The 13,151-nt window shown below is 72.8% G+C and carries 13 protein-coding genes; 8 read left to right on the plus strand and 5 right to left on the minus strand.

Features of this window, described 5'->3' with window-relative positions; translation table 11 throughout:
- Window positions 1-199 precede the first annotated feature (199 nt).
- The 4 genes from ACFV6I_RS16430 (at window position 200) to ACFV6I_RS16445 (ending at window position 4,157) form a co-directional block, all read left to right on the plus strand.
- Window positions 200-691 (plus strand): signal peptide protein, encoded by a 492-nt coding sequence (locus ACFV6I_RS16430; RefSeq protein WP_363377084.1) that lies wholly within the window; start codon window positions 200-202, stop codon window positions 689-691.
- 715 nt (window positions 692-1,406) lie between these two features.
- Complete coding sequence (locus ACFV6I_RS16435) at window positions 1,407-1,781, plus strand: transglycosylase SLT domain-containing protein (protein WP_244293774.1); 375 nt, start codon at window positions 1,407-1,409, stop codon at window positions 1,779-1,781.
- Between the two features lie 245 nt (window positions 1,782-2,026).
- A complete protein-coding gene (locus ACFV6I_RS16440; protein WP_380425871.1) occupies window positions 2,027-2,851 on the plus strand; it encodes an SGNH/GDSL hydrolase family protein in 825 nt (274 codons plus the stop codon).
- 13 nt (window positions 2,852-2,864) lie between these two features.
- Window positions 2,865-4,157 (plus strand): acyltransferase family protein, encoded by a 1,293-nt coding sequence (locus tag ACFV6I_RS16445; protein WP_380425873.1) that lies wholly within the window; start codon window positions 2,865-2,867, stop codon window positions 4,155-4,157.
- A gap of 133 nt (window positions 4,158-4,290) precedes the next feature.
- Here ACFV6I_RS16445 and ACFV6I_RS16450 read toward each other — a convergent pair whose 3' ends face one another.
- The 5 genes from ACFV6I_RS16450 to ACFV6I_RS16470 form a co-directional block, all read right to left on the minus strand.
- Window positions 4,291-4,776 carry a GerMN domain-containing protein gene (locus tag ACFV6I_RS16450; RefSeq protein WP_063351825.1) on the minus strand — a complete coding sequence of 162 codons (486 nt, stop codon included), beginning with the start codon at window positions 4,774-4,776 and terminating at the stop codon, window positions 4,291-4,293.
- Window positions 4,773-6,365 carry an ATP-binding protein gene (locus ACFV6I_RS16455; protein ID WP_380425876.1) on the minus strand — a complete coding sequence of 531 codons (1,593 nt, stop codon included), beginning with the start codon at window positions 6,363-6,365 and terminating at the stop codon, window positions 4,773-4,775. Before ACFV6I_RS16455 ends, ACFV6I_RS16450 begins: the two co-directional genes overlap by 4 nt.
- Entirely contained in the window at window positions 6,362-7,057 is a 696-nt protein-coding gene (locus tag ACFV6I_RS16460) for a response regulator (RefSeq protein ID WP_380425878.1), read from the minus strand. Before ACFV6I_RS16460 ends, ACFV6I_RS16455 begins: the two co-directional genes overlap by 4 nt.
- 213 nt (window positions 7,058-7,270) lie before the next feature.
- A complete protein-coding gene (locus ACFV6I_RS16465; RefSeq protein WP_380425890.1) occupies window positions 7,271-8,443 on the minus strand; it encodes a sensor histidine kinase in 1,173 nt (390 codons plus the stop codon).
- Between the two features lie 89 nt (window positions 8,444-8,532).
- Window positions 8,533-9,198 (minus strand): response regulator transcription factor, encoded by a 666-nt coding sequence (locus ACFV6I_RS16470; protein ID WP_380425880.1) that lies wholly within the window; start codon window positions 9,196-9,198, stop codon window positions 8,533-8,535.
- A gap of 196 nt (window positions 9,199-9,394) precedes the next feature.
- On the opposite strand from ACFV6I_RS16470, the gene ACFV6I_RS16475 reads away from it, so the two are divergent.
- The 4 genes from ACFV6I_RS16475 to ACFV6I_RS16490 are packed head-to-tail and all read left to right on the plus strand — an operon-like array spanning window position 9,395 to window position 12,867.
- Window positions 9,395-9,886 (plus strand): hypothetical protein, encoded by a 492-nt coding sequence (locus ACFV6I_RS16475; protein WP_380425882.1) that lies wholly within the window; start codon window positions 9,395-9,397, stop codon window positions 9,884-9,886.
- Window positions 9,876-10,967 carry an efflux RND transporter periplasmic adaptor subunit gene (locus tag ACFV6I_RS16480; protein WP_380425884.1) on the plus strand — a complete coding sequence of 364 codons (1,092 nt, stop codon included), beginning with the start codon at window positions 9,876-9,878 and terminating at the stop codon, window positions 10,965-10,967. The genes ACFV6I_RS16475 and ACFV6I_RS16480 overlap by 11 nt, the downstream gene beginning before the upstream one ends.
- Window positions 10,964-11,674 (plus strand): ABC transporter ATP-binding protein, encoded by a 711-nt coding sequence (locus ACFV6I_RS16485; protein WP_380425886.1) that lies wholly within the window; start codon window positions 10,964-10,966, stop codon window positions 11,672-11,674. The genes ACFV6I_RS16480 and ACFV6I_RS16485 overlap by 4 nt, the downstream gene beginning before the upstream one ends.
- Window positions 11,671-12,867, plus strand: a complete 1,197-nt coding sequence (locus ACFV6I_RS16490; RefSeq protein WP_380425888.1) for an ABC transporter permease — start codon at window positions 11,671-11,673, stop codon at window positions 12,865-12,867. Before ACFV6I_RS16485 ends, ACFV6I_RS16490 begins: the two co-directional genes overlap by 4 nt.
- Window positions 12,868-13,151 lie beyond the last annotated feature (284 nt).

Here is a 13,151-nt window from a genome sequence, read left to right on the forward strand (position 1 = left end):
TCGCTCCTGGAGGGTCCTGGGCGAGGCCGCCGGTCCGGTGCGGATGCGCGCTGGGCCATTGGTGTGCAGGGTGGATGAGTACGGTCCGGGCTGCTAGGCGGCGGCGGTCCGTCCAGCCGGGGATGCGTTCGGCGGGCGGGTGATCGCCCGGCCGCCGGTGAACTTCCCGGGAGCGCCGTCGACGACCGAAGGAGACGCCATGTCCACCTGGAAGATCCTCCGCCGGGCTCTGGCCCCGACCGCCCTCGCCACCGTGCTGGCCGCGGCGTTCACGCTGCCGTCGCCGGCGCTCGCCACGGAGGCCCTCGCCCCGCAGGTGGCGGCCGCTGCCGCGCCGGTCTCGTTCGTCGGCCTGCCCGACCGGCCGCTGCCGACCGACCACGCGGCGCACCCGATCACCGTCACCTACCGCAACGACTCGTCGGCGGACCGGACCGTCGCCCCGCAGATCCTCGTCGAGTCACCGGACAACGGGCCCTTCCTCGCCCCGAGGGACATCAAGCTCGAGGTCCTGACCGGCGGCCACTGGAAGACCGTGCGGCTGGCCAGCGAGACCGGCACGCTGTACACCGACCTCACCCGGGCGAAGCTGGTCCTCCACAGCCATCACACCCTCACCCAGCGGTACCGGCTCACCGTCGTCAACGCCGGCCCGGGCACGGTCCAGCCGAGGGTCGCGCTGTACGCCTGAAATCCTCGGGGCTTCGCCGGCCGCGTGGGCCGCGTGGGCCGCATCGAGATGCCCGGTGACTCGTACACGGTGACGAACGACGCCGGGACGTCTTCGGAGCGGGGGAAGCCGGCGGGACGGGCGTCTCGGTGGCCGGCCGGGGTTCCGTGACGGCTTCGCGCCCTGCCCGCCTGTCGCCGTGCCGACCAGGGGCCCGACAGCCGCTGCGACGCCCTGTGGTGCCGTTCCCCCATCGGCCGGGTGTGGTGGCGGTCTCAATGGCAGCCGATTGGCACTGACTCAAGGTGATGGCGGTGGGCCGGTCGGTGATGGCGCCGGGGCTGGGGCCGTGAGTGCGCTCACATGCGAATGCGGTGTACGACGACGGATAGTGGTGTCCGTTTTGCACTATTTTGCAACTATTTGGCATGTTATTGGGGGGCGTTTGCGCAGGCCGGGAGGGTTCGGCGCGCTCCGGGCGGCCCGCCTCTCGAATCAGTGCCGGTCTCTTGGCTACGACGGCGGGTCGTAGCGAGGGGGTCTTGGCGAGCGCCGATCCGGTCTGGCAGCTTTGCATTCATCGCCAGCCACACCGGCTCCTGTCCCACCGGTGAACGGCTCACCGCCGAGTCACACCCCGCGACCGTTCGGCCCCTGTCCGGCCACGGTCGAGGCGGGGAGTGACACCGGCCCAACTGATTGAGGTCTTGTCTATATGCCCGCTTTCAAGCTCCGCATGCGTACCTCTGCTGTGATTCTCGCCGGTGCCGCCGGTGTGACCGCCCTGGGTGCCGCCGTGGTCCCCGCCGTCGCCTCGGCTGCGGACGCCTCCCCGCAGGCCCTCGCCGCTCAGATCGTGCCGGCGGACCAGCTGGCCTCGTTCAGCCAGATCATCTCCCACGAGTCGGGCTGGAACGTCACGGCGACCAACCCGAGCTCGGGCTCGTACGGTCTGGGCCAGGCGCTGCCGGCCTCCAAGATGGCCTCGGCCGGTGCGGACTGGAAGACCAACCCGTCCACCCAGATCAAGTGGTCGCTGGACTACATGAACACCCGCTACGGCAGCCCGAACGCCGCCTGGAACTTCTGGCAGGCCAACCACTGGTACTAAGCCGACCATTCGGCTTCCCCTCACCCCGGGGGCCGGACAGGGGCAACCGGAGTGACCCACGAAGGGCCTGTGCCAGCGCATCTGCGCGGGCACAGGCCCTCGTGCCGTCTCCGGCCGTCCGAAACACCCCGATCGGCAGCAGCACATCCCTCTGGGGCGTCAGTTACGTGTTGCTCATGAGGTCGTCGAACCGCGGTGACACAACGGTCAAACGGCGCGAAAAACGGCCTCCTAGCGTCTTCCTCATGACCTACGAACGCCGAACGTCCCATGACCACGAGACCCCCTCCGTTGGCCGTGGCCTGCGCCGCGGTGCCGCCTTCTGCGCGGCCGCCCTCGCCGCCGTCCTCGCCCTGACCTCCTGCGGAAGTTCCCCGGCCGAGGACGGGGGTGGCCCGGGGCCGGCGAAGGCCGGCGCCGAAGGGCTGAAGAAGCCCTCAAGGATCCTGTGGATGGGTGACTCCATCGCCGTCGGGCAGGCCCAGCCGCTGGCCGCCGCGCTCAAGTCCACCGGTATCGAGCTCACCTCCATCGCCGCCGACGGCGGCGGCGCAGCGGTCGGGCCGGTGGCGATGTCCAGCGGCGACGTCGCCTCCCGGCTCGCGTCGGTTCGCCCCGAGCTGGTGGCCTACCAGATCACCACCTATGACTGGGGCAGCCCGCAGGAGCAGCAGCAGGCGTACGAGAAGCTGATCGGCACGGTCAAGGCCGCGGGTGCCCGGCTGGTGATCGTCACCACTCCGCCGTTCGACACGGGCGACGACTTCTACGCCCCGCACAAGGCCGACATCGAGTCCGCTCCGGGGGCGGCGAAGGCGGCCGTCGCCGCGCACCCCGGCGATGCCTACTTCCTCGACGCCTCCGCCCTGTGGGGCACCGACTTCAAGGCCCCGCAGGCGCAGCGTTCGAACGACAGGACGCACTCCTGCCAGCAGGGCACGGCGAAGTTCGCGCAGTGGTTCACCACCGAGGTGGGCAAGCTGGCCGGGTTCTCGCCCGCCGACCCCAAGAGCTGGGCCAACGGCGACTGGACCAGGTCGGACGTGTTCGCCCAGCTGAACTGCGCCTGAGACGGTGTCCGAGATGGTGTCCGAGATGAAGACCGCCTCGCCGGCGGCCCGGCGGCGGAACGCGCGCGTGTTCCGCCGCCGACCGGGCCCAGGGGCCGCCGCGCGCTCCGGCTCCCGCCGCTCCCATGTCCCGGCCCTGGACGGCCTGCGCGGGCTGGCCGTCCTCGGGGTCCTCCTGTTCCACCTCGGGGACTTCCCCGGCGGGTTCCTGGGGGTCGACCTGTTCTTCGTGCTCTCCGGCTTCCTCATCACGGGGCTGTTGCTGCGGGAGGCCGGGGAGAACGGCGGCCGGATCGACCTGGTGGCCTTCTGGGGCCGCCGGGCCAGGCGGCTGATGCCCGCCCTCGCCCTGGCCCTGGGCTCGGCGATGGTGCTGGCCTCCGTGCTGGGTACGGCGGCCATGGCCCGCTTCGCGCACCAGGACGCCCCCTGGGTGGTGGCCAACCTCGCGAACTGGCATTTCATCGACGCGCAGGTCGGTTACTTCCAGGCGAACCCGACCCGGGTGTTCACCCACCTGTGGAGCATCGCGGTGGAGGAGCAGTTCTACCTGCTGTGGCCACCGCTGGTGCTGCTTCTGCTGCGGCTGCGCCGGACCGCGGGTGCCGGCGCGGTGGCCGGCGTGGCGTTGGTCGGTGCGCTGGTGTCCGTGGCGCTGATGGCGCTGCTCGTCGACCCGATGGACACCACCCGTGTCTACGAGGGCACCGACACCCGGGTGTTCGCCCTGCTGCTCGGCGCGCTCGCGGCGACTCCGGCGGTGCGGCTGCGGGTGGCGCGGTTGCCGGGGCCCGCCGCGGGCCGGCTGGCGCTGATCCCGGCGGGCCTGCTGGCCGCCGGGTGGGCGCTGGCCTCGGGGACGGGGCAGATCGTCCTCTTCCGCGGCGGGTTGCTGCTGCACTCGGCGGCGGCGGCCGCGCTGATCGCCCTGCTCGCGCACGCCCCGGCGTCCCCGCTGGGCAGGGTGCTGAGCCGGCGCCCGCTGACGGTACTGGGCGGGCTCTCGTACGGCCTGTACCTGTGGCACTGGCCGCTGATCCTGCTGCTGGACCACGCTGGTCCCCGTCTGGACGGCTGGGTTCGGACCCTGTGGCTGGGCGGGCTGGCGGTGGCGGTCGCGGCCTGCTCGAAGGCGCTGCTGGAGGACCCTGTCCGCCACCGGGCCCGCTGGGCCCACGGCCGCCCCGGGGTCCTGGCGGCCGTGGGCACACTGGCCGCGCTCGCCGCACTGTGGCTGGTGCTGCCGCTGATCGCGCCGACGGCGTCGGGTGCCGTCGTGGACGTCACCCAACTGTCCCTTCCCTGAGGCGCGGTGGCCGGATCCGCGCTGTGCCCGCGGGTGTTCGAGCCGGGCTTCGAGGCCTGTCCCGGACCGTGGCGGGCGGGCGGGCAGGCATCCGGTGCCGGTGAAGCCGGGTCCGGGTGGGGTTCCGTCGGACTCAGCCGGTGTGGTGGAGGTCGCACTGCACGAAGACCGGTCCGGGGGCGTCGCTGCTGACCATGGCGATCCGGGGGGCGGTCGCGGTGGTCGCGGGGGCGTCCTCGGCGGTGCAGACCAGTTGCTGGATGGCGTAGGGGCTCAGCGCGGAGGTCGGCCAGGACAGGCGCAGGGTGACGGTGCCGTCCTCGGTGGCGGCGGTGACCTTGCCGGAGGCGGGCAGGGCGGTGCCGAGACCGGTGTGCTGCTCCGTCCGGGTGGGGCCTGCCATGAGGGTGTCCAGGGTCTGCTGGAGGCCTTCGCGTTCGGTGCCCGGCCTGATCGTCAGGCGGATTCCCTGGGGGCTGAGGAAGTACAGCCGGGTGCCGGACTCGATCCCGGTGGCGGACTTGCCCGACTTCACCGCGCCCGCCGTGTCGGGGATCGCGCAGCCGCAGGCCGTGAGGAGCAGCGCCGCTGCGGCGATCGCGCGGAGGCGGATGGTCATGGGGCGTCCTTCGTCAGGGGTCCGCGGGGCAGGACGAGGGTGAACACCGCGCCGCTGCCGGGGGCGTTGGCGGCCTCGATGAAGCCGCCGTGCAGGCGGGCGTTCTCCTGGGCGATGGCCAGGCCGAGCCCGCTGCCCTCGGAGCGGGTGCGTGCCCTGTCCGCCTTGTAGAAGCGGTCGAACAGGTGGGGGAGTTCGGCGGGCGGGATGCCCGGGCCCCGGTCGGTGACGGTCAGCACCAGGTCGGATCCGGGCCCCGGGCCACGGGTGGTGAGGGTGAGGCGTACGGGCGGGCGGCCGTGGCGCAGGGCGTTGCCGGCCAGGTTGGCGACGATGACGTCGAAGCGGCGCGCGTCCAGGCGGACGGGCAGGGCGGCGGGCAGGTCCAGCTCGACCCGGTCGCTCCAGCCGCGCAGGTCGAGGGTGGCGCGTACGGCTTCCGCGGCGTCCACGTCCTCGGTGCGCAGCGGGGCGGCGCCGGCGTCCATGCGGGAGATCTCGATGAGGTCGTTGACCAGGCGGGTGAGGCGCCCGGTCTCGTTGCTGATCATGCGCAGGGCGGTCGCGGTGTCGGCGGGCAGGTGCTCGGCGTCCTCGTCGAGGATGTCGGTGACGGCGGCCATGGCGGCCAGCGGGGTGCGCAGCTCGTGGGAGACGTCGGCGGCGAACCGCCGGCCCTGGCTCTCGACCGCCCGCAGTTCCTCGATGGTGCCCTGGAGGGTGCGGGCGGTGTGGTTGAACGTCTTGGACAGCTGGGCGAGTTCGTCGTGGCCGGAGACGGCGAGGCGGGTGTCGAGCCGTCCCTGGGCGAGGGCCTGGGCGGCGTCGCCCAGGGCGCGGACGGGGCGCAGGACCTGGCGGGTGGCGAGCAGGGCGAGGCCGGCGGCCAGTACGGCGGCGAACGCGCCGGCGCCGGTGGCGGCGGCCAGCAGCGCGGTGGTGGCCGCCTGTTCGCGGTCCAGGGGCAGGAGGGCGTAGACGGTCAGCCCGGACAGGTCGCCGGCTCCTGAGGTGGCGCTGGCGGGGCCGGCGGGGCCAGCGGTGGTGCGGGTGACGGGGACGCCGACCGCGAGCCAGGAGTGCCCGTCGGCGGTGAACCGCTGGAAGGCGCCGTGGCCCGAGCCGACGGTGTCCTGGAGGGCGGCCGGGACGGTGACGGCGGCGGTCCACTCGGAGTGGGCGGCGCCGTAGCGGGCCAGGACGTGCCAGTCGCGGAAGCCGCCGGTGCCCGAGAGCCGCAGGGACAAGCGGTCGAGTTCGGCCTGGGTCGGGGGGAAGGGCAGGGAGGGGGCCAGGACGTCGACGCGGCGGCGCAGCTCGTCCAGGGCGGTGTCCTGGGTCAGGTCGAGGGTGGAGCCGGTGGCGGCCTGGTAGGTGAGTGCGGAGGTGGCCAGGGCGCTGACTGCGGCGGTGGCGACGAACGCGGCGAGCATCCGCGGACGCAGCCCCAGGACGGCCCGGCGCCACCGGAGGACGCGGGAGGCGTCGGCGCGGTCCGGCCGGTCGTCGGCATGGGCGGTGCCGTTCGCGGCATCGCCCGTGCGGGCTTCGGTCGAGGGGTGCTTCGGTGCGCGTGGCGGGGTGGTCACAGGGGTCCGAATCGGTAGCCGAAACCGCGCACGGTCTGGAGGTAGCGGGGTGCGGACGGGTTGTCCTCCAGCTTTGCGCGCAGCCGGTTCACCCCGGCGTCGACCAGGCGGATGTCCTCCTGGCGGCTCAGGCCCCAGACGGAGTCCAGCAGCTGCTCCCGGCTGAAGACCCGGCCCGGCGCGGCGGACAGCTCCAGCAGCAGGCGCAGCTCGCCGGGTGCCAGGGGCAGCGGGGTGCCGCGTTTGGCGACGGTCAGCGCGGCCCGGTCCAGCACCAGGTCGCCGTGCACCTCCCGTACCGGCTCGGCCACCCCGGGCGCGGGGGACACGGTGGTGGTGCGGCGCAGGACGGCCTTGATCCGGGCGTCGAGAACCCTGGACTGCGCGGGCTTGACCACGTAGTCGTCGGCCCCGTACTCCAGGCCGAGGACGGTGTCGATGTCGTCCCCTCGCGCGGTCAGCATGATCACCGGGACGCTCCCGTGTGCGCGCAGCCGTCGGCACACCTCGAAGCCGTCGATCCCGGGCAGCATCAGATCCAGCACCACGATCTCCGGAGGCTCCCGGAACGCCTGTTCCAGGCCGTCCTCGCCGGTGGCGGCCATCCGTATCTCGTGGCCCTGGCGGCGCAGACCCAGGGCCAGCGCCTCGCGCACCGACGCGTCGTCCTCGATCAGCAGTACCCGTGACATATCCACCAGTATCGGGCCCTCCGGTCTGCGCAGGGGCCGGGGAGCGGGGATCGGCGAGGTTGTTGCAGAACGCTCATACGCAGCTCACCGGCCCGGAAACCGTGCGACGGACGGTGGTTCCCGTCGCGGTGGCCGACTCCGCCGAACGGAAGGCACTGCACGGGGCGGCCTCGCGCCCGGCCGTCCGGGCCCCCGGGCCCCCGGACGGCCGGGTCAGGCCGTGGGGAATTCGACCCGGACCCGCAGTCCGCCCGTGCCGGCGGGGACGGCGGTGACGACGGCGTGATGGGCGCGCGCGATGGAGGCGACGATGGACAGCCCCAGGCCCGCGCCCTCACCCGGGCTGTGCCGACGCTCCCGGAGGCGGCGGAAGGGCTCGAAGAGATAGGGGACCGTCTCCGGCGGCACCTGGGGGCCGGTGTTGGCGACCTCCAGGACACCGTCGTGCACGCCGACCTCGACCCGGCCGCCGTCGTGGTTGTAGCGCAGGGCGTTGCCGACCAGGTTGCGCACCAGGTGTGCCAGCAGCACCGGATCACCCTCGACGGACACGGGGGCGGTGTCGGTCGAGACGGTGACGCGGTTCTCCCGGTCTTCCTGCGAGGCGGCGCACTCGGCGGCCACCGCGCGGGCCAGCTGGTCCAGTGCGACCGGTTCACGGCGGTCCAGCCTCTGGTCGGAGACGGACAGCAACAGCAGGCCCTCGATGAGCCGTTCGCTGCTCTCGGAGACCTCGATCAGTTTGCGGCGGACCCGGGCGACGGCGGCCGGATCCTCGGTGGCCAGCCCGATTTCGGCCGCGGCCCGCTGCACCGCGAGCGGAGTCCGCAGTTCGTGTGCGGCGTTGGCTGCGAACCGCTGCTGCGCACCCACCAGTTGTTCCATGCGGTCGAGCATGGCGTCGAAGGTGTCGGCGAGCTGTTTGAGCTCGCCCGGGGGTGCGTCGAGGGCGATCCGCTCGTGCAGGTTCTCACCCGAGAGCCGCCGCGCCGTGTTGGTGATCACCGCCACCGGGCGCAGCACCCGCCCCGACATCCACCAGGCCAGTGCCACCGAGATGACGGCGAAGGCGGCCAGAGCGATCAGGGAGACGGTCAGCAGCTGGTTCTGGGCCGCCTGCTCGGCGGCCTGGGTGACGACCTTGACGGCCTGGAAGTGGGACTGTCCGCCGTCGGCGGAGGTGGTTCCGGGTAGAGCGCTTGCGGGTGCGGCGGTTCCCACCGTGAGGGTTTTCGCCGCGGCGGGGTCCGGGGTCCCCAGTGTGGCCAGTCGCGGTTCGACGGCGACGGCCGTGCTGATCGAGGTGTACAGGTTCTCCCGGACCAGGAAGTTGACCAGGAAGATGAGCATGGCCCCGGCGAGGACGAGCAGCCCGCCGTAGAGCATGGTCAGCCGGCCCCGTTCCCCGCCCGGCAGCCGCGGGCTTGGTCGGCCGGGCAGCGGAGGGCGGTTCAGGCCGGCCGGGGCGAAGCGCCTCACGCCGGGACGCCGATGCGGTAGCCGTGGCCGGGCACGGTGTCGATGACCGAGGGCTCGCCGAGCTTGGCGCGGAGTTTGCTGAGGACGACCCGAACCGCGTTGGTGCGGTATCCCATGTTCTGCTCCCACACCTGCTCGATCAGGTCATCACCGCAGACCACGGCGCCCTCGGCCTGCATCAGCACCTCCAGTACGCCGAACTCCTTGCGGGACAGGGCGAGGTAGCGGCCCTCCCGGAAGGCTTGGCGGCGGGCGGTGTCGAGGGTGATGCCCGCACGTTCGATGACCGGCGGAAGGGCGGGGTGGGTGCGGCGGCCGAGCGCCAGTACCCGGGCCAACAGCTCGTCGTAGGCGAACGGCTTGGTGAGGTAGTCGTCCGCGCCCAGGTCCAGGCCGTCGACGCGGTCGCGGACGGTACCGGAGGCGGTGAGCATCAGCACCCGGGTGAGCAGCCGTTGCTCGACGACGCTCCGGCACACCTCGTCGCCGTGCGCCCCGGGCAGGTCGCGGTCGAGCACGAGCACGGCGTAGTCGGTGAGCCTCAGCCGCTCCAGCGCGTCGGCGCCGTTGTACACGACGTCGACGGCCAGGGCGTCGCGCCGCAATCCCTCGGCGATCATGTCCGCCAGGAATTCCTCGTCCTCCACGATCAGTACACGCATGACACCAGGTGTACCTGAAACCCACCTTTCGTCGCCGTAAAGGTCTCGGCTGACAGCGGCGAAATGCGGGTGCGTGCCAGCCTCTGCGTGGTCGGAGCGGCCGGAGCGGTCGGCCGCTCGTCATCGGCCACTCGTCATCGGCCACTCGTCATCGGCCACTCGTCATCGGACACGGAGGAATTCCATGCGGAACCACATGCGGAACCACAGGTACGGCGCGGCGGCCGCGTTGGTGGCAGGGCTCGCGCTGTTCGCCACGGCCTGCGGCGGAGGCGGCACGGGCTCCGGCGGGGGCGGCGGCTCGGACTCGTCGGGCAAGGGCGCGGCGGCGGACCAGGCCTACGAGCACCGTAAGTGCCTGCGCGAACACGGCGCCCAGGTGAAGGAGCCCGAGCCGGGCCAGGACCCGCGGGCCATGGTCCTGGAGGGCGGCCAGGACAAGATGGCGGAAGCCCTCAAGGCCTGCGGGGGAGCCGGTGGCTCGGGTGGCGCGAAGATGTCCCAGGCCGACAAGGACAGGGCCCTCGCATTCGCCCAGTGCATGCGCGGTAACGGTGTGGACATGCCGGACCCGAAGTTCGACGGCGACTCGGCGATGTCGGGATCGGCGATGAAGGTCCCGGAGGGCGCCGAGAAGGACAGGTTCGACCAGGCGAACAAGGCGTGCAGTGGTCAGAATGCGCAGTGAGCGCGGGCGCAGCCGCCGAACGTACCTGATCGCCGTGCTGGCCACCTCGGTCACGCTGGCGGGCGGGGTCACGGCCCTCTCGCAGGCTGGAGGCAGCGGCAACGCCGGCGTGGCACGCACGGACGGGCTGCCGCCGAGCACGGGCTCGGTGGAGCGGCAGGACCTGAGCAGCCGGACCCGGGTGGACGGGACCCTCGGCTACGCCGAGGAGCGCCGGATCAACGCCGGTGTGCCGGGCATCCTCACCTGGCTCCCGGAGGCCGGCGCAGTGGTGAAACGCGACGGGATCCTCTACGAGGTCGACGGCCGGAAGGTCCGGCTCATGGTCGGCGAGCGCCCGATGTACCGGACGCTGAAGGCCGGAGACGAGGGGGCGGACGTCAGGCAGCTGAAGGAGAACCTCCGCGACCTGGGCTACGGCAAGGGGCTGGCCGCGGACGAGAAGTTCACCGCCGGTACGGTGGATGCGGTCAAGCGCTGGCAGAAGGCCCACGGCCTGGCCCAGAGCGGCGAGATCGGCCCCGACCAGATCGCCTTCTCGCCCGCGGCGGTGCGGATCAAGAAGAACGACGCGGCCGTCGGCGACCAGGCCGCTCCCGGCAAGCCGGTCCTCACCGCCACCGGCTCCGAACGGCAGGTGCAGATCAAGATCGAGGTCTCCCGGGCCGACCTCGCCAAGCCCGGCACCCGGGTCGAGGTCGCCCTGCCCGGCGGCGGCAAGGCCAAGGGCAAGGTCGCCTCCGTCGACCGCACCATCGGTGAGGACGGCAAGGAGCAGGGCTCCCCGGACAAGCCCGCCAAGATCACCGCCCGGGTGGTCTTCGACGACCCGGGGCAGGCGGAGGGCTTCGACCAGGCGCCCGTCACCGTCGAGCTCGAAGGCGAGGTCCACAAGGACGTGCTGACCGTACCGGTCAACGCACTGCTCGCGCTGTCCGGCGGAGGCTTCGGCATCCAGATCGTGGAGAACGGGAAGGTGCGCGAAGTCCCGGTCGAGCTCGGCATGTTCGGACAGGGCCGGGTCGAGGTCAGCGGGAGCGGCCTGACCGAGGGAATGAAGGTCGGGGTGCCCAAGTCATGAGCACCGTGGTCGAGTTGAACCAGGTCACCAAGGAGTACCCGGGCGGGGTCACGGCGCTGCACGGGGTGGACCTGCGCATCGGACGCGGCGAACTGCTCGCCATCGTCGGCCCCTCGGGGTCGGGCAAGTCCACCCTGCTGCACATCGTCGGCACCCTGGACCGGCCCAGCGCCGGATCCGTCACCCTCGCGGGCCACGACGTCGCCGCCCTCTCCGACCGCCGGCTCTCCGCCCTGCGCGCCCGGCACATCGGCTTCGTCTTCCAGTCCTTCCACCTGGTGGCCGGGGTCAGCGCCCAAGACAACGTCGCCGAGGGCCTGCTCTACTCGGGCCTGCCGCGCGCCCAGCGCCGCAGGCGCGCGGCCCTGGCCCTGGAGCGGGTCGGGCTCGCGGACCGCATGCACCACCGTCCGCACGAGCTGTCGGGCGGCCAGCGCCAGCGGGTGGCCATCGCCCGGGCGGTGGTCGGCGAACCGGACCTGCTGCTGGCCGACGAGCCGACCGGCGCGCTGGACTCCGCGTCGAGCGAAGCGGTGATGGAGCTGCTGTACGACCTCAACGCCCAGGGCGCCACCATCGCGGTGATCACCCACGACGGCGAGATCGCCGACAGCCTGCCACGCCAGGTCCGCATCCGCGACGGCCGCGTCGTGGCGGATCTGCGCACCGGCGCCGCCGCCCCGGCCGATCGGGGTGGGCAGCGGTGAGCCGCACACGGCTGGCCCCGGCCCGGCTCGGCCCCCGCGACGTCCTCCACGTCGGCTCGGCCGGCCTGCGCACCCGGCCGCTGCGGGTGGTGCTGTCTGCGCTGGGCATCGCCATCGGCATCGCCACCATGATCGCGGTGGTCGGCATCTCCTCCTCCAGCAAGGCCCAACTCCTGCGGCAACTCGACCAGTTGGGCACCAATATGCTGGTGGCCTCCCCTGGCCAGGGGCTGTTCGGCGAGAAGGTGAAGCTGCCCGAGGAGTCCACCGGCATGCTGGGCCGCGTCCCCGGGGTCGAGCAGGTCGGCGCGACCGGGGACCTGGCGCAGTCCGTCAGACGCAGCGAGAAGATCCCCGACGGCGAAACCGGCGGCATCACCGTGAAGGCCGCCACCGAAGGGCTGCTGGACGTCGTGCGCGGCGCGGTCGGCTCGGGCACCTGGCTCAACGAGGCCAACGGACGCTACCCCTCGACGGTGCTCGGACACGTCGCGGCCCAGCGCCTGGGCATCACCGCCCCAGGCCAGCAAGTCCACATCGGCGGCCAGTACTTCACCGTCATCGGCATCCTCGACCCGCTGCCGCTGGCCCCCGAGATCGAACGGGCCGCCCTGATCGGCTGGGACGGCGCCGGCACGCTGCTGGGCTTCGACGGCCACCCGACCCAGATCTACGAACGGTCGACGGACCAGGCGGTCAGCGCGGTCCGCGCACTGATCCCCCGCACCGTCGACCCGCAGAACCCGCACAACGTGCAGGTCACCGACCCCTCCTCGGCGCTCCAGGCCAAGGCCGCCACCGAGGGGGCCTTCACCGACCTCCTGCTCGGGCTGGGCGGGGTGGCGCTCCTGGTCGGCGGCGTCGGAGTTGCCAACACGATGATCATCTCAGTGCTGGAGAGGCGCCACGAGATCGGACTGCGCCGCTCCCTGGGCGCCACCAGGGGCCAGATCCGCCTCCAGTTCGTGACGGAGTCCCTCCTGCTCTCCGGACTGGGCGGGCTGGCCGGCGTGGCCCTGGGCGCGGCCGCCACCTACGCCTTCGCCGCCGCGGGCGGCCTGCCCTGGGTGGTCCCCCTGTGGGCCGTCACCGGAGGCTTCGCCGCCACCCTGCTCATCGGCACGGTCGCAGGCCTCTACCCGGCCGTCCGCGCCTCCCGACTCTCCCCGACCCTCGCCCTCCACACCGGCTAACGGGCGGCACGGCGTGGGGCACTCCCTGGAGTGCCCCACCCGCCGGACCGCAGCGGGCGCGACCGGGGTGGAAGGAGACCCAGCGCCGGCGGGTCAACCGCAACACCCCCGGAACCCCACAACCGGATCCCGAGCGTCTACCCCTCCAGCCGCTGGTCCACCCGACCCGCCCAGAACGTGTCCGGCCCCCCCCGTGCCCGCGGGGGCGGCCCCCGTGTCTCACGTTTTGGTAACGCACGCCGCAAACCGGGGCTAGAGAAGCGCACCCGGCCCCCCCCAGCCTC

This window comes from Kitasatospora sp. NPDC059803 (assembly GCF_042732255.1).
Taxonomy (GTDB): domain Bacteria; phylum Actinomycetota; class Actinomycetes; order Streptomycetales; family Streptomycetaceae; genus Kitasatospora.